At 69.9% G+C, this 19,877-nt stretch carries 11 protein-coding genes; 5 read left to right on the top strand and 6 right to left on the bottom strand.

The features are described from left to right. Positions 1–399: 399 nt before the first annotated feature. From ACWEV3_RS17800 to ACWEV3_RS17785, 4 genes are all read left to right on the top strand, one after another. On the top strand, positions 400–3,672 hold the full coding sequence (locus ACWEV3_RS17800) for a hypothetical protein (protein WP_452614912.1): 3,273 nt from the start codon (positions 400–402) through the stop codon (positions 3,670–3,672). Beyond that, positions 3,669–4,637: a hypothetical protein gene (locus tag ACWEV3_RS17795; RefSeq protein WP_452614911.1), complete on the top strand. Its 969-nt coding sequence runs from the start codon at positions 3,669–3,671 to the stop codon at positions 4,635–4,637. The genes ACWEV3_RS17800 and ACWEV3_RS17795 overlap by 4 nt, the downstream gene beginning before the upstream one ends. An 11-nt stretch (positions 4,638–4,648) precedes the next feature. Continuing rightward, positions 4,649–8,050, top strand: coding sequence for a right-handed parallel beta-helix repeat-containing protein (locus ACWEV3_RS17790; RefSeq protein WP_452614910.1), 3,402 nt, complete (start codon positions 4,649–4,651; stop codon positions 8,048–8,050). Between the two features lie 139 nt (positions 8,051–8,189). Then, positions 8,190–8,798 carry a response regulator transcription factor gene (locus ACWEV3_RS17785; RefSeq protein WP_452614909.1) on the top strand — a complete coding sequence of 203 codons (609 nt, stop codon included), beginning with the start codon at positions 8,190–8,192 and terminating at the stop codon, positions 8,796–8,798. A gap of 171 nt (positions 8,799–8,969) precedes the next feature. On the opposite strand, the gene ACWEV3_RS17780 is transcribed toward ACWEV3_RS17785, so the two are convergent. The 3 genes from ACWEV3_RS17780 to ACWEV3_RS17770 all read right to left on the bottom strand — a co-directional run bounded on the left by ACWEV3_RS17780 (position 8,970) and on the right by ACWEV3_RS17770 (position 15,445). Further along, a complete protein-coding gene (locus ACWEV3_RS17780) occupies positions 8,970–11,741 on the bottom strand; it encodes a helix-turn-helix transcriptional regulator (protein ID WP_452615014.1) in 2,772 nt (923 codons plus the stop codon). Positions 11,742–11,858: 117 nt separating this feature from the next. After that, positions 11,859–14,678, bottom strand: a complete 2,820-nt coding sequence (locus tag ACWEV3_RS17775) for a helix-turn-helix transcriptional regulator (protein ID WP_452614908.1) — start codon at positions 14,676–14,678, stop codon at positions 11,859–11,861. Positions 14,679–14,818: 140 nt separating this feature from the next. Beyond that, positions 14,819–15,445, bottom strand: a complete 627-nt coding sequence (locus ACWEV3_RS17770) for a LuxR C-terminal-related transcriptional regulator (RefSeq protein WP_452614907.1) — start codon at positions 15,443–15,445, stop codon at positions 14,819–14,821. Between the two features lie 920 nt (positions 15,446–16,365). Here ACWEV3_RS17770 and ACWEV3_RS17765 point away from each other — a divergent pair. Continuing rightward, positions 16,366–16,764 (top strand): hypothetical protein, encoded by a 399-nt coding sequence (locus tag ACWEV3_RS17765; protein WP_452614906.1) that lies wholly within the window; start codon positions 16,366–16,368, stop codon positions 16,762–16,764. A gap of 451 nt (positions 16,765–17,215) precedes the next feature. On the opposite strand, the gene ACWEV3_RS17760 is transcribed toward ACWEV3_RS17765, so the two are convergent. The 3 genes from ACWEV3_RS17760 to ACWEV3_RS17750 form a co-directional block, all read right to left on the bottom strand. Then, entirely contained in the window at positions 17,216–17,527 is a 312-nt protein-coding gene (locus ACWEV3_RS17760; RefSeq protein ID WP_452614905.1) for a hypothetical protein, read from the bottom strand. Positions 17,528–17,731: 204 nt separating this feature from the next. Further along, on the bottom strand, positions 17,732–18,979 hold the full coding sequence (gene kynU, locus ACWEV3_RS17755) for a kynureninase (protein ID WP_452614904.1): 1,248 nt from the start codon (positions 18,977–18,979) through the stop codon (positions 17,732–17,734). Between the two features lie 29 nt (positions 18,980–19,008). Continuing rightward, complete coding sequence (locus tag ACWEV3_RS17750) at positions 19,009–19,848, bottom strand: MBL fold metallo-hydrolase (RefSeq protein WP_452614903.1); 840 nt, start codon at positions 19,846–19,848, stop codon at positions 19,009–19,011. Positions 19,849–19,877: the final 29 nt, after the last annotated feature.

The following is a 19,877-nucleotide window of genomic DNA, read 5'->3' as shown; positions in this document are numbered from 1 at the left end:
TCGGCTGCTCGAGAGCGGTGAGAGGCACGTTCTTCGGACTGAGTGGTACCGGTGCTGGTGATAACGGCGACGGGCCGAGAGGGTTCGTGCCGTCGGCACGGAGTTGGGTGATCGTGGTCTCGCCGGTTGTTCGCGGCCGCTGGGCGAATGCGACCTGCACCGGTGGGGGCAAAAGCGTGATCACGCGGATGGCGTGATCAGCACCTAGACAGCGAGGGTCTCCTACGCCACGTGCTTCTCCCAACCCGTACGCGGCCCGTTCCCGGCAGGGCGTCGCATGGACCCGGGCCGACTAGTCGGTCTCGTCGCGGTGCGGCGCCCCGTTCTCGTGGTGGATTGAACCGGTGGTGGTTCGGGAGCCGTAGAGGTTGGTGGGTGGGCCGGAAGGAGGAGGCGTCTATGGGCGCGTTGGTCGTCGAACGGAACGGTGCGGGCGTTGTGGTGCGCTCTGCGGACACGCAGGTGGCTGGGGCGGGACCGGCCGCCAGGCATGCGGCCGACGACAGTCGTGCCCGCGTTTTCGTCGATCACACCGCGCTCAACGCCTTCGGCCGGCTCGAGAACCAGGTGCTGGCCGATCTCCAGGCGCAGTTGCGCCCCGGTGACTCCGGCCCGATGCCGGGAATTCGGCTGCTGGTCGGCCGCTCCGGTCTGGCCGGACCCGACGGACAGGCCCCGTTGGCCGCGCGCCTTTCTGAGCGGCTGAACGTCGAGGTCGTGGCCCCGGACGGGAACCTCCTCATGCTGCCCGGCGGGGAGCTGTTCTCGGTCGGCGAGGCTACCGGCTGGGTCGGTTTCCGGCCGGGCAAGCACAAGACCCACACCGGCCCGCGCCATCCCATCCCCTCCTGGCAGGATCCGCTGTCCGAGACGCTGCGCCGTCGCGCCGCCGATCCCCGCATCAGCATCACCTCGATCCCCGCCGGGCTGTGGGTCCGGGCCGCCGGCGCGGGCGTGCGACCGATGTCCGACATGGCTTACGGCGTGCCGGTGTCCGGCGCCCGGCTCGCCATCGTGGTGGGGGCTCCCGGTGAGGAACAGCCCAGCCTGGAGGCGCTCGCGGGGCTGGTCGCGGCCCTGCCCGGCAAGTTGCGCCAGACGCTCGGGCTGATCTGCTACGGCCCCGAACCGGACCCGGCCCGGCCGCTGGCGCAGCGGCTCGCCGACCTGCTCGCCATCCCGGTCCACTGCTGCCACGCCGTGCCGCAGTACCGCCCGGACGGCGCGAAGACGTGGAAGTCGCTGGACGCGGCCGGGCAACGGGCCTGGCTGCCGTTCGTCCTTGAGAGCCTGCACCGGCCGGGCGTTCCGCCGCTCCCGCGCAATTGGGTCCAGCCCGTGGCAGGAATGGTCGGCGCGGGCGTCGGCGCGTACTGGTTGCAGGACGGCTGGTTGGTCGACGTGCTGCCGTCCGGGCTGCTGGTGCGGCCCGTGCGCACCCCAGTAGATCCGGTCGCCGCGCGCCTGGCGCCCGACCCGGAAGCGGTGAACCTGGTCGTCACCGCGGCGGCGGGCGCGCCGTCCGGCCGGGTGCTGACGACGGTCGAGCGCATGGTTCGGCTGCTGCCCGCGGAAACCCGCGCACGGCTGCGGCTGGTCGCCACCCCGCACGCCGCGCCGGGCTATCTCGCCGGGCTCGGCCGCGAGTTGGGCCTCGGGGTGCACGTGCTCACCGCGTCGGGCCCCGGCCCGGCGGTCATCCCAGCCGCCTCGGTCACCGGCGGCGAGGTGCACCCGTGGGACTCATCGGCCACCGAGGTGCTGCCGGTCGTGACTGATCGGCCGGTGGCTTCGGCTTCTGCTATTCCTCCCGACTCGGCAGCGATCGTCCCCCCTGCGGTCGCTGCCGGACCCACCGCGGCAGCGATCAGCCCCCGTCTGGTCGCTGCCGAACCCGCCCCGGCAGCGATCAGCCCCCCTCCGGTTGCTGCCGGACCTGGCCCGGCAGCGATCGGAACCCTTCCCCCGCCGGTCGCTGCCGGGCCCGCCCCCGAACCCCCGGAGCATCCTGACGTCCGGTACCGGCCGTCGGCGCACGTCGTGGTCGATGCCGACGGCCGGATGCGGCCGATAGGAAATGAGTGGCGCGAAAGCGGTGCTGGCGCCACGCGGGATCCTGCGGGCGAGCCGGAGTTGGCGGACGCGGGCAATGCGCCGGCCGAGGATGACCCCGCTGTCCCGCCCGTGCCCGCCCCTCCGGCGACCGAGCCGGCAGCAGGCGGGGGACCGGCCGCACTGCCCGCCACGACCGCCTCGGTGCAGGTGCCGATCTTCGCATCGGCGGTGACCCCGGGCATGGTGGCGAAATCCGCCGAGCCACCGGCGAATCTCGCCACGGAGACGCCCGAGCAGGCCACGGCCGTCTCGGAACCGTCCGAACCGGCGGCCGCCAAGACCGCCGCCGCGTCGGCGAGCCCCGCCGCAAGCGCAGGGCAGGCACCGGGCGGAAGTCCGCGCCGGCCCCTCGCCGACCAGGGACATTCCGCGATCGAGCACGAACGATCCCGCCGACAGGAACCTGCGCTCGCCGAGTACCGGCCGGCTGCGGCCGCTCCGGCGTCGCCCATCGCTGTGACGCCGACGTCCACCGCTGCCGACATTTATGCGACGTTGGCGCCGAAAACCGCCGCGCCGGGGCCCGTCGAGGCCGAGCCCGCCGCCACACCGGAGCCCGCTGCCGCCACGCCGAGCCCGGCTGCCGCCGCTGCGGACCTCGCAGTTGCTCCGGAACCAGCTCCTGCCCCGGAACCTGCCGACGCCGCCGCGCAAGTTGCCGACCCAGCCCCGGAACCTACCGACGCCGCCGCGCAAGTTGCCGACCCCGCGCCGGATCCTGGCGTCGCCGCAGCGGAACAGGCCGCCGTGGCCGAGGCGCAACGCGAGGCCGGGCCAGCTCGCCCGCTCATGCTGGCCGACCACGTCGGCACGGATGTGGAACGCCAGCAGTTCCGGAAGTCGCTGGGCTGGCGCTACGACGCGGCGACCAGAGCGGTGTCGCGGCTGCTGGCCGAGCGACCCGGGCTGCGCGGTGGGGGGCCGGTCGACGACGCGATGATGACGGAACTCGCTGCCATCCGCGTGTTCGCGACGTCGGACCAGGCCGACGTGGTCGAGGCGATCCGCACCGGCGACGCGGCGGCCCACTTCCCGTACATCTCCTGCCTGGTCGGTGGCCTGCGCCGGCTTCCGTCGCTGCAGGGCGTCGTGGTCCGCGGTGGCCCGGACATCCCAGCCGCAGCAGGGGATTACGTCGTCGGCGCCGAGCTGTTCGAGCCTGCGCCGATGGCGGGCGCATCCGACCCGACCGCGGCCGTTCCGGGTGCGGTCGAGGTGCTGATCTGGTCGGTCACCGCGCGGCGGCTCGGCGGGCTCACCGAGGAAGCGGACGTCGCGGACGCCATGTTCCTGCCCGCGACGGTGTTCCGGGTGCTCGCGGTGGACGTCGACGCCGAATGCCCCCGGGTGTTGCTGGCCGAGGCGGGGAAACAGCGTTCGGTGGAGGCGCAGCGACGCCACGACGACCGGATCCTGGCCCGGCTGACCGAGGCGGCGAAGTTGCGCGACGGCCTGTCGGCGGCCGGGTTCTCCGATGCGGACAGGTCGCGGTTCGCCTTCTTGCCAGGAGAACCGTCCACGCCCTTCGAAGTCCCGGAACCGGGGAGCGCCCGGTGAGCGTCGAGCGGTCGGAGGTGCATCGTCTGCTGCTGCATCTCGCCGGGAGCATCCCCGACGACGAGCTGGCGGGCTTGCGGACCTGCCTCGCCGACGACGAACTGGACGAGATCGCCGACGTGCTGGTGGCGGGCGGATTCGCACTGATCGAACGAGACCGGGAGCTGCTCGTCGAGCTGGCCGCCGAGCACGGAGTCGACCCGGAGCCGTTGGCGCGCGCCCCGAGACCGGAGAAACCCGCGGCATGGCGGTTCGCTGCGGATACCACAGTGGACAGTCCTGCCGGGGACGCTGCGGCGGTCCGGGCCGCGGACGGCGTTGGCGGCCTGCGGGCCCTGTGGCGGGCCATTCGGCTCCCGAAGGACATCGATGCACCCGCCCGGGCCGCGGGCGATGTGGTCTACCTGGGCGAGGCCGCTGCGGACGCCGACGTCGTCGAGCTGACCGCCGAGATCCAGCACCGCCTGGCCGAGGCCGGGCAGACGCCGCGGGTCGAGGTGTTCGCGGAAGGTGCGGAGCTGACCGGTTACCACGAGGCTGCCCTGGCGGTCGCCGAGCTGGCCTGGACCGATGGGCCACCGCGAGCACATCTCGCGCGGGTCTTCGACGGCACCGACCCGGCGGGCACCCCGTTCTTCCGGCCCGATCACCAGCGGCTGGAGCAGGCGGAGCGGGATCGGCTGCTGGCCTACCTGCGGGCCGGGCCGGTGGTGCTCGCCACCGACGGCCGGATGGGCGACGTGCTCGACCCGGGCCGGGGCGACGTGGTCGCGTTGAACTTCCGGTCCGACGGCACCTGGATCTGGAACGACGCGGTCTGCTACTACCTCGACCGGCACCGGCTGGCGCCCGACCCCGAGCTGATCGCGCACGTGGCCGCCGCCGGGCCGCCGCCATCCGGGCTGAGCAGGCTCGACTTGCATTGCGTGCGAGATGCGTTGTCCTCACCCGCGAACGAAGAATGACTGGGGCGAAGATGAGCCACACCAGGACGATGCTCTCGGTCTCCGCATCGGACCCGGATTCCTTCCGCACCATCGGCGACGCGGTGGCGGCGGCGTCCAGCGGCGACGTGATCTCGATCCAGCCAGGCACCTACGCCGAGTCGGTCGAGCTGAGCCAGGACGTGACGCTGTCCGCCGCCGGCGCACCCGGCGGTGTCCGCATCGAGTCCAGCGGCGATCCGGCGATCGTGATGACCGCGGAAAGCGCCGTCCTGTCGGGCATCACTATTGTCCATAGTGGATCTCAGGCCTCGGCGATCGACGTGCCTTCGGGACGTCTGCGGCTGGAGGAGTGCCGGGTCGAGGCGTCCTCCGCCGCCGCGCTCTACGTGCACGGGCAGGCCGAGGCCAGCGCCAACGGCACGGAGTTCAGCAACCCCGCCGGGGCAGGTGTGATCGCGGTCGACGGCGCCGAGGGACGGTTCGGCGGGTGCAAGTTCAGCGGGTTCAAGGCCGCCGCCGTGGTGATCCGCACCGGCGCCAACCCGCAGTTCGTCGACTGCACGATCAGCGACACCGAGGGCAGCGCCGTCCTGGCCGCCGAGCGCGCGCGGGGAGAGGTGCGTGATTGCCGGATCGCGCGGGCCGGAAATCCCGCCGTGGTCGTCGAGGGCCGCAGCGCGTTGCGGCTCACCGGCACCACGATCGCCGAAGCGGCCGGCGCGGGCCTGCTGATCGCGTCGGGGTCGGAGCCGCTGGTCGAGAACTGCCTCGTCGAAGCCCCCGCGGCGCAGGGCTTGGTGCTGATGCAGCAGGCCGCGCCCGAGGTGCGGGGCCTCCGCATCCGGCAGCCCGCCGGATATGGCTTGCACGTGCTGGAAGGTTCCGGCGGCACCTTCACCGAATGCTCGGTAGCGGAATCCGGCGACGCCGGGGTGTGGATCTCCGGCTCCTCGCCGTCTTTCGCAGAATTGCTGGTGGACGGCTCCGGCGCCGCGGCGGTGGTGGTGACCGAGAACAGCAGCGCGTCCTTCCGCGACCTGAGCGTGCAGCGGGCCGGTGGATCCGCGATCGAGATCCGGTCCGCTGCGGCTTCCATCGCCGGTGGCATCGTGGCGAAACCGGCCGCCGACGGGATGCTGCTGTCCGGGAAGGCGAGCCTGGAGGCCGAAGACGTCGTGGTGTCCGGTGCGGGCGGCGCCGGGATCAGAGTCACCGAGCAGGGGTCCGCGGACCTGAGCAGCGTCACCATCTCGGGCAGCGGCGAGTCGAACGTGCTGGTGTCGGGGAGCCAGGCGGTGCTGCGCGGCTGCGAACTCGCCTCGGCGGGGCAGCGTGGCCTGCTGGCCGCCGGCACCTCGTCGGTGGCGCTGGAGCAGACCAGGATCCGGGACTGCGACGGTTCCGGCCTGGAGTGGGCCGAGGGATCTTCCGGGGTGCTGGACAGCTGCGAGATCTTCGGCAACGGCGGTGACGGCCTCACGGTCGGATCCACCGAGTCCATCACCATCCGCAACTGCATCACGCGCGAGAACCGCGGCGCCGGCATCCAGGTTCTCGTCCGGCGCGACAACCTGCGGGTCAGCGGCATCACCAGCAGGGAGAACGGTGATCCGGAAAGCGATTCGTCCGCCGACGGCGCCGACCTCACCGTCGATTCGCAGCGGTTCGGCAGCTCGCGGAAGCCCACAACCCCACCGCCGAGCCAGCAGAAGGCGGAACCGGGCTCCGAACCGCCGGTCAAGCGCAGGACAGAGGGACGGCTCGGCGATCTGCTCGGCGAGCTGGACGCGCTGGTCGGGCTCACCGACGTCAAGCGCGAGGTGGAGGTGCTGACCCGGCTGGAGCAGATGGCCGAGAAGCGGGCGGCGGTCGGCCTGCCGATGCCGCCGATGAGCAGGCACCTGGTGTTCGCCGGAGCCCCCGGTACCGGCAAGACCACGGTCGCCCGGCTCTACGGCAAGATCCTGGCTGAGCTGGGGGTCCTGCGCACCGGGCAGCTGATCGAGGTGGGGCGCGCCGACCTGGTCGCCAGCATCGTCGGTGGCACGGCGCTGAAGACGAGCGAGTGCTTCGAGAAGGCCCTCGGCGGAGTTCTTTTCATCGACGAGGCCTACACCCTGTCGGCGTCCGGCGGCAGTGGCCCGGACTTCGGGCAGGAGGCGGTCGACACCCTGGTGAAGCTGATGGAGGACCACCGCGACGACGTCGTGGTGATCGTCGCCGGCTACACCCTAGAGATGCGCAAGTTCCTGGCCACCAACCCGGGGCTCGGTTCCCGGTTCTCCCGCACCATCGAGTTCGCCGACTACTCCTCGGCGGAGCTGGTCACCATCGTCGAGGGCATGTGCCGGGCCAACGACTACCGCCTCGAATTCGAGACGAAGGAGGCGGTGCTGTCCTACTTCGACAAACTGCCGCGCGACGAGTCCTTCGGCAACGGGCGAACCGCCCGGAAGGTCTTCGAGGAGATGATCGGCCGCCAGGCGTACCGGCTGGCCGACGACCCCGACCTCAACCCCGTCGCGATGACCCGGCTGCTCCCGGAGGACATCGGCGCGCTGCCCGGCAGCGGTGTCGGGGCCGGCGCGGCGAACGCCGACCTGGCCAAGGTGGACATCCTGCTGAACAAGCTGCACCAGATGGTGGGGCTCGGCGACGTCAAGCAGGAGGTCGGCAACATGGTCGACCTGCTCGCATCCGCCCGGCAGCGCCAGGCCGCAGGGCTGCCGGTGCCGTCGCTGAGCAGGCACCTGATCTTCGGTGGCCCGCCCGGCACGGGAAAGACGACCATCGCCCGGCTCTACGGCGAAATCCTCGCCGCGCTGGGAATCCTGGCCCGCGGCCAGGTCGTCGAGGTCGGCCGCGCGGATCTGGTGGGCGAGTACATCGGCCACACGGCGCACCGGACGACCGAGGCGTTCGACCGGGCGCGCGGCGGCGTCCTGTTCATCGACGAGGCCTACACGCTGTCGGTGAAGCGATCCACCGGCGGGGACTTCGGGCAGGAGGCGATCGACACCCTGGTGAAGCTGATGGAGGACCACCGCGACGAGGTCGTGGTCGTCGCGGCCGGGTACGAGGAGCAGATGGAGGAGTTCCTGGCGGCCAACCCCGGCCTGTCCTCCCGGTTCTCCCAGCGGGTCAGGTTCGCCGACTACACCAACGACGAGCTGGTCACCATCGTCACCCAGCACGCCGCGTCAGCAGGCTACGAGTGCACCGGACCGACGGTCGCGGCGCTGCGCTCGCACTTCGTGGCCGCGCAGCGCGGCCCGTCGTTCGGCAACGGCCGGTATGCGCGACAGGTGATGGACGCGGCGGTGACCAGGCACGCCAAGCGGCTGCGGCTGACCGCTTCGCCGACGCTGGAAGACCTCTGCCTGCTGCTGCCGGAGGACGTGCCCGCCGCGGGCGAGGTCGCCAGCGCGTGACGGCTTCGATCTGCTGAAACACCCGGTGGAACGGTTCGTTTCCTGTTGCCGGGCAGGGTATCCGGAGATACGCGTGGAAATTTTCCGGAAGCCTGCCCGGCAGTCCGTGCGGCAGTGGACCAGCGACGAGGAGGTGCCGATGCGGCGAGTGCAGGTGGTCGTGCGGGCGGCGGATCCGGGTGTCCAGGTCGGTCTCACACGGTGCCTGGAGTCGCAGCCGGAGGTCCTCGTGGTCTCCGCCGATCTCGTCCACCGGGTCGACGTCGTGGTCGTAGCCGGGGATCAGGTCACCGTCGAGGACCTGCGCGGCCTGTATGAGTCGGCGAGCCGCTTCGCCGCGCCGACCGTGCTGGTGACCAACGAGCTTGCCGAGTCCGACCTGCTCACGGTGGTGGGGTGCCGGGTGGTCGCGGTGCTGCCTCAGACGGTCACCGGGACCAGGCTGGCCACCAGCGTGCTTGCGGCGGCACATGGCGGGGGAGTGATGCCGCCGAACCTGCTGGGCGTATTGCTCAGGCACGTGCGGCAGATGGCCGGCCCGCGTGTGTCCGCGACGTCCGTGTTCACCCCGCGCGAGATCGACGTGCTGCGGCTGTTGGCCGATGGCTGGGGCACCTCGGCGATCGCGGCTGAACTCGGCTATTCCGAGCACACCGTGAAGGGCGTGCTCAACTCGATGATGAGCCGGCTGAAGCTGCGCAACCGGTCGCACGCCGTCGCCTACGCCCTGCGCGCCGGGATGATCTGATCCGGTCGGCGTGGCCGATCTGGCAAGAATTCACGTTGGTTCCGGGCGATCAGGGCGTGCTCGAAGTTCACCGGCGGGTGCCGGCCCCGAGACCGGGCTTGCGGTCGAGATGGCCGAGCCCCGTGATCGCCCAGGTGTCCACCGTGGAGCTGCTCCTCCGAGGCTGGGGCGTCAGCCCTCCGCCTGCTCGGGGCGGTGCTTGCTGGCGATTACGGCCAGTTCCACCCGGGATCGGCAGCTGAGCTTGGCCAGCATGCTGGAGATGTGGGACTGGACCGTCCGGCGGGACACCGTCAGCCTGCTCGCGATGTCCGGATTGGACAAACCTTCGGCTACCAGCAGCGCGACGCGAACTTCCGTTGGAGTCAACGAGTCCCAACCGGTGGTCGGCCGGTTCGCCGACCGCCGGTGGCGGCGCAGGCCCGAACTCCGCGCCCACGCCTCGATGCGGCGCAGATCCCAGCGCGCATCGAGTTCTTGGAAGGCGCTGACCGCTTTCTCGAACGCTGCCGACGCGTCGGCCTTGGCATCCGCCGCCGAGGCGGCGTGCGCCGCGAGTTCCCAAGCCTGCCCGGCCAGCAGCGGACGGCCTCCGTCCTGGAAATCGCGCGCTCCCGCCGTCAGCAGCTCCGGATCGCCTGTCGCGCCGCCGCGCAGCACGGCCACCAGGCCGCTTTTCACCGGCGTCGGGCACCGCCGCTGCCGATCCCGCGCGGGCGGCACCAACTCGTCGAGCACCTCGCGGTCACCCGCGATGATCGCGACCCGGGCCAGGTCGACCCAAGTGTGGTGGACCAGCGCGGCCTGGCCACGTACGTCGGTCGCCTGCCTGGTGTGGGCGAGGTGCAGGGCCAGCGCGGTCTCCGGATCGCCTGCCCGCTCCGCTTCCAGCGCCAGCGCCCACCGGTAAAGGTACTCGTAATAGTGGGCCGGGCCGACCACTTCGGGGAAGCGCAGCGGTGCGAGCGTTTCGTCCCGGTGGATCCGGATCAGCGCCTCCTGCATGCCCAGCGCAGCCCGCTGGCCGAACGGATCTGCCGGCTCGTGGCCGGCCTGGATCTCCGCGAGCCCGTCCTCCCAGCGGCCCTGTTCGTAGGCGATTCGCGCGGAGATGGCGGAGTACCACGGCAAGGCCGGACTACCGCAGGCCTCGGAGGCGGGCAGCCCCTCGCGCAGGCATTGCTCGGCCGCGTCCAGCCGGTCCAGCTCCAGCAGGCAGTTCGCTTGCAGCAGCTGAATTCCCAAGTCGTCGGTGTCCGGGCCGAAATCCTGATCGCCCCAAGTCGAGCGGGCCGCGGTCACGAGCGCGAGGGCGCCCGCCGGATCGCCGGTCTCCAGTTTCCTGGAGCCGAGCAGGTGCTGCCCCGCCGCCATGGCGTAGGAATCACCGGTCTGCTCGCCGAGCCGCAGGGCGGCCTCGGCGTTGTGCGTCCAGCCTTCGACGCTTCCCAGGACGTAGTAGTACTGCGCGAGCACCGCGCGCATCCTGGCGAGTTCGTCGGGGTCGAGCGGACCCGCGGAGATGGTGTCCTCGATCGCTTCGGTCGCGCCGCGCGCGTTTCCTTGCAGCAGGCAGCCGCGGGCGATCGACCAGCGTAGCTGGACGGTGAGGCCGGGAGTGCGGTTCTGGGCCAACGCCGCGCGGGCCGCGGCCTCGGCATCGGCGCCGTGCCCAGCCCACTGCAGCGCGACCACGTGCAGGAAGCGCAGCATGTCGGCCCGGGCGCTGGTCGCGCCGAGCTGTTCCAGCGCCATGGTGAGGAGTTCGATCGCGGTCTCAGCGGAGCGCCAGATCAGGGTGATCGCGCTTTCGATCAGCCAGTCGATGGAAGCGGAATCCAGCGTGCCGCCTGCCAGCAGGTACTGGGCCACCCGGTGGGCCGGGGCCCCGGCCTTCGCCAGCGCGCGACCGGCCTCCAACAACATCGGCTGCCGCAGCGTCGCCGGCAGCGCCGCCATCATCGCCTGGCGGATCAGATCGTGCCGGAAGGCGATCCGGTCACCGTCATCGACCAGCAACCCGGTGTCGACGGCGTCGTGAACCAGGTTCCACAGCTCGAGGGGGGAGTGCCCGGAGACCGCCGAAAGCTCCTGGATCGGCACCCGGCCGCCGAGCACCGCCATCATGCGCAGGACATCGCGGGAGCGCGACGGCAGGAAATCGAGCTTGCGGTGCACGGCCTCGGTGAAGGAGGGCGGTGCGGCACCGGAGGCCCAACCGCCGGTTTCGGTGAGTGACGACACCAGTTCCTCGATGTAGAACGGGTTCCCGGCAGCGCCGGCCACCAGTTCCAGCACGGCCTCGGTGGCGGGCTCGGCCAGGATGCGTTCGGTGAGTTCCGCCGCTGTCCCGGGCAAAAGCGGCTCCAACCGCATCGTAAGCGCGCCGTCGCTGGTCAGCCCGTGCAACAACCGACCCAGTTCGGGGCCGACCGGGACGGGGCGATGAGCGCAAACCAGCAGCACCGGCAGCTGTCTGAGCAGCTGGGCGATGCGGTGCACCACCACCAGGCTCGCCGAATCGGCCCAGTGCATGTCGTCCAGCAGCAACGCGACGGGTTGCCGGGCCGCCTGCTTCTCGATCAGCTCGACCGCGGACTCGGTGACCACGTACTCCCAGCGCGCGGCACCGGGGATCCGGCCCTGGCGCTCACCGGCGGACAGCAGCTCAGCCAGGTCGGCCAGTTCGGGAACCGGCCGGATGCGGTCGATGCCGAGATAGCCGGTCAACGCGGCGAACGGGATATCGGACTCCATCGCCTCCGGGCTGCCGTGCAGGACCAAGAAGCCACGTCGTCGGCACTCGTCTGCGGCGTGCTGCAGCAACGTCGACTTGCCGATGCCGGGTTCGCCGCACAACTGCGCGGCGCTTCCGTTGCCGTCGGCCACCGCCTTGATCAAATTGTGCAATGCGCGAATTTCGTTATCGCGACCGAGTATCACCGCATTGGTCGGAGCCACCGCGGTACCTTACCCGAACTATTCGGCAAACCGGTCGACCGGCCGAGACCGGCAGGTCAAGCAACGTGCCGACGAGCCGCTTTTCGACGTCGGCCGCCGTTACTCGCGCTGTTCACCGGTGTTCTGCGTCGCGGCCAGGACAGCGATCTCGACCCGTGAGCGAAGATCGAGTTTGCGCAGAATGTTGGAGACGTGCGTCTGCACAGTCCGCGGCGAGATGTAGAGGCGCGCGGCGATCTCCGTGTTCCCGAGTCCCTTGACCACCAACGCCGCGATGCGCTGCTCGCTCGGCGTCAGCGCCGACCAGCCGGTCATCGGGCGATCGGCTCCGCGCCGCTTGCTTCGCGCGCGCCGGACGCTGAGCGGCCGCAGCCGGCCGTCGGCGCGGTCGATGTCCCAGACGGCACCTACGCGCCGATACGCGTTGATGGCCTGGCCGAGTGCGTCGGAGGCGGCGGTCACGTCGCCGCGCTGGGCCAGCACCACCGCGGTCTGCTCCATCGCATAGCCGTGCAACAACGTGTGCTCACCGGCCCGGAACGCATCGGCGGCGGCCTGCAGGCACTCGGTGGAGCCTTCGGCCGTGCCTTGGACGAGATCCCGGGTGCCGGTCGTCCACGGTGTCGGAGTCGCCGCCGCGAGCCGTTCGGCATTGCCTCGTACCTGGTCTACGAGGTCGGGCTGCGCGGCATCGTGGGCGAGCCGCACGAAGTCCGGGTAGAGGTGGTGCGTCAACGCGCGATTCGCCCAGCCGCGTTGCGCGAAGGCCGCAGAACACGCCTCGATCGCACCGTCGCGGTCGTTGCCGCGCTCCAGCACCAGCGCGCGCGCCCAGCTGCGCAGCCAATCGTAGTACGGTGAAACGCCCTTCTGGAAAGGGATTTCGGGAGGCATCACAGGGACTGGGGTGTCGCGGTGCACCGCGACCAACGCTTCTACGCACCGCAGTGCCGGCCCCAATCCCAGATGGTCCGCTTTGGACAGCCCGGCGGCAGCCTCGGTCAGCGAGTCGTCCCACCTGCCCTGCGCGAAGCGCACCTGGGCGCGCACGAGGCGGTACCAGCTCTGGTGGGCGCTCCCGTGCTGCTCGGTGAACCGCAGCCCGACCGCCAGGGTCTCCTCCGCTTCGGCCAGGCGGTCGAGTTCCTGGAGGGCCATGCCCTCGGTTATCCGAGCGCCCAGCGTCAGGTCGGCTTTGGACTCCTGGCCGCCCCACGCTGCCAGCGATCGGCGGCTCAGCCGCCAAGCCTCCTCGAACCGGGCTTCGATGAACCGCACCGAGCTGAGCACGACGCTCCCGCTGGCCAATGCGTAGGCGTCCTGGACGGTTCCACCGATGCGGATCGCTCGCAGCGAGTGCGCCTCGGCGCTCTCGGTGTCCCCGAGCATGACGGACGATTGCGCGATCAGGCCGTTGAACCGGGCCTGTTCCGCCGGGGACAACGCCACGGTGGCGAGGGCGTGCTGCGCATTGGCCACTGCGGCCTCCAGCTGGCCCGCGCGAGCGTACGCCTGGGTGAGCAGCCACCACAGCGGCCCGGTCAACTCCGGCTCCCGGTTGGTGCGAAGCGCATGCTTCGCGCTCTTCTGCGCTTGTTCCGCTCGGCCCGACCGCAACAGCGCCCTGGTGCGCTGGAAGCGCAGCGAACTCCCGATCGGCTCCACCGAGCCGACCTGACGGGCCGCCGCGTCCAGCAGATCGGTCGCCTCTTCCGGGGCGCGGGTGATCAGGTCGTCGGCGCAATCCTGCAACCATCGGATGGCGACGTTGTTCAGCGATCCGCCGGCGGCGAGGTGCGGGGCGACCCGCTCGGCCGGCAGGCCCGCGGTCGCCAGCCGCTCGCCGACGTGCGAGTGCAGCGCCTTCCGGACCCCGGTGGGCAGGTCTTCGAGCAACGCTTCGCGGATCAGGTCGTGCCGGAAATCCAGGCGCCCCGCGCTCTCCTGGAGCAGGCCGACCGCCACGGCGTCCTGGACCAGACCGGACAGTTCCAGCATCGGCCGGTCGGTGACGGCCGCGAGCTCGGCCCCGGTGAACGAGCCGCTGAGCACGGCGGCCATGCGGAGCACGTCCTTGGCTGCGTTGGAGACGACGTCCAGCCGTTGGAAGATCGCGCTGTTGAGGGATCGCGGCAACCTCGACCAGGCGGTGTCGTCGGTGAGCTCGGCGACCCCGGAGGACAGCGTCACCATCTGGTCCCGGTCCAGCGTCGCGGCCACTTCGTGGAGGCAGAACGGGTTCCCGCCCACGGAAGCGATCACGGGCGTCAGCGTGGCGCCCAGTGGCCCGCCGACCAGCCGCTCCACCAATCGGTGCGCCGCGTCCGTGTCCAGTTCGCGCAACGCGATGGTCTTGGCGTCTCGGGACTGCAGGCTCGCCAGCAGCCGGGTGAGGTCCTCACCGCAAGGCAACGGGCGCCGCGCGCAGACCAGCAGCAGCGGCAGGTCCGCGGCCAACGCGCTGAGCCGGTGCAAGACGATCTTGGTCGCGGGATCGCTCCATTGGATGTCGTCGATCAGCAACGCCACTGGAGTCTTGGCGCACCACTGCTGAACGGCGTCGAGAATCGCGGCGGTCACCAAGCGGTTCAGCTCGGCCGCCGTCGGCGTTTCGGCGCCGCGCGCGGGGCTCAGGAGACGCGCGACCGATTCGACCTCCGCCGGGCGGTCCTCGGCATCCAGACGCAGGCAGGAGCCCACCGCCGCGAAGTGCAGCCGGTGTTCCAACTGCTCGGCCGCGCCGCGGAGCACCCGGAATCCGGCCAGCTCGCAGAGCCCGGCGATCACGTCGAGCAGACAGGTCTTGCCTATGCCGGGAGGCCCCTCGACGAGAATCGTCCGGCCATGCCCCGCCAGCACCCGGTGCATTTCCGCGCGCACGGCATCGAGCTCGGTTTCACGCCCCACGAGGTTCGTCATTGCGGCGCCCCCTGGCTCTCGATCTGCGGCCGAGGACCTCGGACCGAGAGTAGATGTTAGGGGGCGTGTCGGTGGAATATACCGGTGGACGTTGCTTCGACCGGCCTGATCAGGGTGCTAAATTTCCTGCTCAGCAGTGCTCAGATCACGCCGGCGCGCAGTGCGATCGCGACGGCTTGCGTCCGGTTCGAGGCGTGCACCTTGTCGATGACTCTTCGCACGACGTTCTTCACGGTCCGGTCGGAGTAGTTGAGCTTCGTCGCGATCTCGTCGGTCAGGAGTCCGTCGGCCAGTAGCCGGAGGACGTCGAGCTCCCGGTCGTCCAGGCCGGTGACGCCGAGCCCCAGCGGCTGGAGAGTCTTGTGCTGCAGCCGCTTGACCTGCCGGAGCAGTTCTCCCTGCAGTGCGGTCGAGAGGATCGCCTGGTCGGCGTTCGCCGCCGTGACCGCGTTCACCAGTTGCACGGGCGTCGTCCCGGTTCTGGGAAGCACGCCGACGACCCCGTACTCGATGGCTACCAGGATGTTCCGGGCGTCGAAGTCGTCGGTCAGCAGGAGAACCCGGACCGACTTGCTCTTCTGCATGGCCCGCAGGTACGTCATGGTGTCCCGGCCGACCCGGTCGACGGCGACGATCAGCACGTCGGAAGGGGCGAGCTGACTGGCGGGCACGAATTGGATCTGCGGATGACTGCGCAGGCAGGCGGTCACGCCGTGCATGGTGATCGGATCGTCGTCTGTGCGAATCGCGACGCGTAGCCGGTCCACGGGCCACCTCCGATTGGAGTCGGGAACTGGGCTGAATGTGCCTGGCCACCCGCCGGTTCACATCCGCTGGCTGGCCGGGAAACTTCCGCCCACCGGCAACCGGGAGGTCGGTGCGCGGGCGGCGAAATGGGATGAAATGCGTAAAAAACCCAAGATTTGCGGGACCGGAACCGGCGCCGGCGGGGCGGCCGGTTTTTCATCCGCCGACTGGCGGAGAAACTCGTCCGGCCCCGGTGCGACCGCACGATCCGCCGGAGCGCCGTTGGCCGAGCCGCATTGCGACGAACGACTCGACTCGCAGGATCGTCCCAGGTCATCGACCGAGGTGCGGCGAAGAAGTCACGGCCCGAAGGGTTTCGATGATTCGCGAGCCGAATCGTCATCCGCGCCGATGCGGTCGTTGATCCGGCGCAGCGCTGCCGCAGCGCGGTGTAGGACAGCGACCGAAACCGACGACGGCAAGTCAGCCACAGCGGCTCGTCCGGTTCGGGTCGATGTCCCTCCTCGGCGGGCTCGCCGAAGCGTTGCTGGCCGACCTCCGCCGTCGTTCGGTCCCAAATATCCCCACAGGGACGGTCGGGAAAGTCAGGGAATCTCCCGGATGCTGCTGCCGTAGAGGAGCGCCAGGGTGGAAGCATGATCGTCTCGGGCTGCTGCGGTCCGCGTGTCGCGCCTGAGCGTTCTGATACTCATCGAGTCAGGAGACAGTCCCGATGCCATCACCAGCTGAACAGCTCGCATCTGCCCTCGCGGCGACCCTGGAGGACTACTCGCGCTCCTCTCGGCCTCGCCCATTCCCTGTGGACGGATGGCACGCCGGTGCGCGATTCGGGGCCACCGCGGCATGGGGAAGGATTGCGGCCTACAACGACTCCGGAGCTGAGGGCGTCTGCATCCTGCAGGATGGTCAGGGTGTATGGTTGAACGTCCAACCCGATGGTCATAGCCGGGATTTCGCCCAGCGTCCGTATTCGATCTGGGAATGGATGCCGTCCTACAACGGTCAGCCCACGTGGCTGATAGGAGCACTTGCCCCTGAAGCCGCTCGACTGGAACTGGTCAGCGAGGACGGCACGGTCGTCGAAGCCGATGTCGTGGACCAGACCTTTGCTGTGGAGAAAGACGTGGACATGGTATGCCTGCGCCACGCGAAAGAAAGGCTAGAGGCTGCTGAGCCCGATTCCGAGGAAGGTCGGGCCGAGTTCAACAAGCTGATGTCGGATTCGCGAACGGAGATGTCGAAGGTCAGGGTCCGGGTCTACGACAGCGCCGAAGTGCTCCTCTACCACGGGCCATCGATCGACCCCGGGACCGAATAGCAACCAAGCCGCGTGCCCACGATGAAATCGGCACACTCGACGCCAGAGCGTTCCGCTGCCTACCGTCGTCGACGTCGGGGCGGGGACGCGGATCGGCCCGACCGTGTCCTTGTACCGCTGGATGACCTGGTGCTGCGGTTTCTGGGTTTTCGCTGGTCAGTGTCTCTTGTGGACATGTCTGGGGGCCAAGGGGTCGCAGGTTCAAATCCTGTCAGCCCGACCGCGGGAGAGTCCGCTGACATGGCACGTAAGTGCATTTCAGCGGGCTTTTTCGTGCCCCGGAGTGGATCTTCAGTGATCATCCCGATGGGTGCCGTCTCGATTTTTCGGCATTTTCGGGAGGATTTTGGGAGGATCGGTTTCTAGGGTGCGAAATGGGGTCGCGTTGTGGGAGGCGCCGCGGTTCATCCAGGTGGGTGGTTTTCGGTGGGCGCTGGATGCTTGGCGCTGATCACGCGGAGATGTGGGTCTGGCCCTCGATGATCATCGACCGGGTGAGCTGGATCATCAGGTTGTTGGCCATAGGTACACCTCCATCGGGTGTGGTGGCGCCGGCTGTGGACAAGCTCCGCGGTTCCAGGTTGGCGAAGATCGCGTCGAAGGCGGCGGTGAACTTCGCGTCGCGGTCGCGGATGAGGTGCGTAAATGTGGCCGCACGGTCGCCGAGCTGCCACGGCAGCTGCCGGGCGTGCTGAGTGGCCCAGGCGGCGGTGGGGTGGGCGGTGACGCCGAGGATGTGAACGGTGCGGGTGCGGACCTCCATGACGAACAGGGCGTATAGCCGCTGCAGCCTGATGGTGTCGATGTGAAAGAAGCCAGTGGCGAGAAGACCGTTTGCCTGGGCTTTGAGGAACGTGGTCCATTCGCGGCGCGCCGTCTGTCTCGTGTTCTGCTCGGCCCGTTTTCCGGCAGGCGCAGGCCGGGTTGCAATGCCTCCTGGAGGGCGCCCCCAGGAGGCAGCAGGAGCTCAGGTCACGGTCGAGCGGTGCGTGTAGCGGTCGTCGCGCCACGCCTCGGACACCAGTACCTCGCGCAGGACCTGCACCGCGTCCCACACGTCGACGAAACGTAGGTATAGGGGCGTGAAACCGAAGCGAATCAGGTCCGGTGCCCGGAAGTCGCCGATGACGCCGCGGTCGATCAGCGCCTGCATCACCGGGTAGCTCCCGTCGTGGCGCAGTGCGATCTGGCTGCCCCGCTGCTCGACCCGGAGCGGCGAGGCGATGCTCAAACCGAGGCCCGCGCATTCGCGTTCCACCAGGTCGACGAACAGGTTCGTCAATGCCTCGCTTTTCGCGCGCACCTGCGCGAGGTCGGCTCGTTCCCAGATGTCCAGGCTGGCCTCGAGCGGAGCGTAGGACAGCAGTTGCGGCGTGCCACTGCGGAACCGGCTGATGCCGGGCGCCGGTTCGTAGTCGGTGGTGAACGCGAAGGGGTCGGCGTGCCCGTGCCAGCCGGAAAGGGGCTGGTGCGCCTCGTTCTGGTGCCGGGTGGCGACGAACGCGAAAGCCGGTGAGCCCGGACCACCGTTGAGGTACTTGTAGGTGCAGCCGACCGCGAAGTCGGCGGCGCAGTCGTTGAGGCGCACCGGGAGCGCGCCCGCGCTGTGGCAGAGGTCCCACACGACCAGCGCCCCGTGGTGGTGCACCTGCGCGGTCACCGCGGCCATGTCGTGCATCAGCCCGGTCCGGTAATCGACGTGGCTGAGCACCACGACCGCTACGTCCTCGTCGAGCACGTCGTCCAGTCCCGGCCCACCGGGGGAGATCAGCCGCCGCTCGTAGCCCTCCAGCAGGCCGGCGGCACCTTCCATCACGTACAGGTCTGTCGGGAAGGCCGCCGATTCGGCGACTACGACCTTGCGCCCCGGCCGCATCCGCAGCGCGGCGTTGAACACCTTGAACAGGTTGATCGATGTCGAGTCGCACACGACGACCTCACCGCGGCCCGCACCGATCAGCGGGGCGAGCCGGTCGCCCAGCGCGGTCGGCTTGTCGAACCAGCCCGCGGTGTTCCAGCTGCGGATCAGGCCCTCGCCCCATTCGTCGTCGACCATCACCAGCACCCGGGACCGGGCGGCCCGGGGAGGCGCGCCGAGGGAGTTCCCGTCGAGGTAGATCACCCCGTCGGGGAGGACGAACTCGTCGCGGAGGGTGTTGAGCGGGTCCGCCGCGTCGAGCTGCGCGCAGTCGTCGCGTGTCGTGGGAGTGGTCACGGATTTCCTTCCTGCGTCGAAATTCGGGGTCAGAGCACCATCAGGTCGTGGCCGACCACGACCTCGCCGTCGAAGCCCTGGGTCGCGTGCTTGTGCCAGATCTCGTCCGGGAGGTCCGTGTCGGTGGGCACGAAGTGGGAGAGCACCAGGGTTTTCACCCCGGCTTGCTGCGCCAACCGGCCGACGTCGTCGACGCTGGTATGGCTGTCGAGCAGATGTTTGCGGAGCGTGGTCGCGTTGAACCGGGCCGCCATGTCGTTTACCGCCGGGACGTACATGACCTCGTGCACGAGCACGTCGGCAGCGCGGGCCAGTCGTACCAGGTTCTCCGACGGGGCGGTGTCGCCGGAGATGACGATGGAGCGGTCGGTGGTGTCGAAGCGGTAGGCCAGCGCCGTCCGGATCGGCGGGTGGTGCACCAATGCCGCGGTGACGCGCACGTTCTCGTCCTCGTGGACGACGCCTTCCGCGGTGATCTCGTGCGGCACGACGAGATCGTCCAATGTGGGCAGGCCTTCGTCGGCGATGCGGGTGTCGATGTCGAACCGGTTCATGGCGAAGAAGTGTTCGGTCATCCGCGCGAGGGGCGGTGGGCCGTAGGTGTCGACTGGACGCTCCAGGTTGGACGCCCACGCCAGCAGGAACAGGTTGCCGTAGTCGGCGTTGTGGTCGGAGTGGTGGTGGGTGATGTGCACCGTCCGCAGGGAGTTCAGCGGTACGCCGGCGTGCACCATCTGCCGGGCCACGCCGTTGCCGCAGTCGACGACGTAGCTCGCGCCGTTGACGACGACGGCCTGCGCCGGTGCGCTACGCGTCCGCTTCGGCGCGGGCCCGCCCGCGGTGCCCAGTAGGATCAGTTCGGTGCTCATGTGCCCTCCGTCGAGTTTTCGATGAGTGG

This window comes from Saccharopolyspora sp. NPDC003752 (assembly GCF_053605825.1).
This window is presented reverse-complemented; position numbering and strand designations above follow the sequence as displayed.

What these genes read in the sequence shown, in the direction of transcription:
- ACWEV3_RS17800 (WP_452614912.1), top strand. Translation starts at nt 400, where the DNA reads ATGGGCGCGTTGGTCGTCGAACGGAACGGTGCGGGCGTTGTGGTGCGC.
- ACWEV3_RS17790 (WP_452614910.1), top strand. Translation starts at nt 4,649, where the DNA reads ATGAGCCACACCAGGACGATGCTCTCGGTCTCCGCATCGGACCCGGAT.
- ACWEV3_RS17785 (WP_452614909.1), top strand. Translation starts at nt 8,190, where the DNA reads ATGCGGCGAGTGCAGGTGGTCGTGCGGGCGGCGGATCCGGGTGTCCAG.
- ACWEV3_RS17775 (WP_452614908.1), bottom strand. Translation starts at nt 14,678, where the DNA reads ATGACGAACCTCGTGGGGCGTGAAACCGAGCTCGATGCCGTGCGCGCG.
- ACWEV3_RS17760 (WP_452614905.1), bottom strand. Translation starts at nt 17,527, where the DNA reads ATGGAGGTCCGCACCCGCACCGTTCACATCCTCGGCGTCACCGCCCAC.
- ACWEV3_RS17750 (WP_452614903.1), bottom strand. Translation starts at nt 19,848, where the DNA reads ATGAGCACCGAACTGATCCTACTGGGCACCGCGGGCGGGCCCGCGCCG.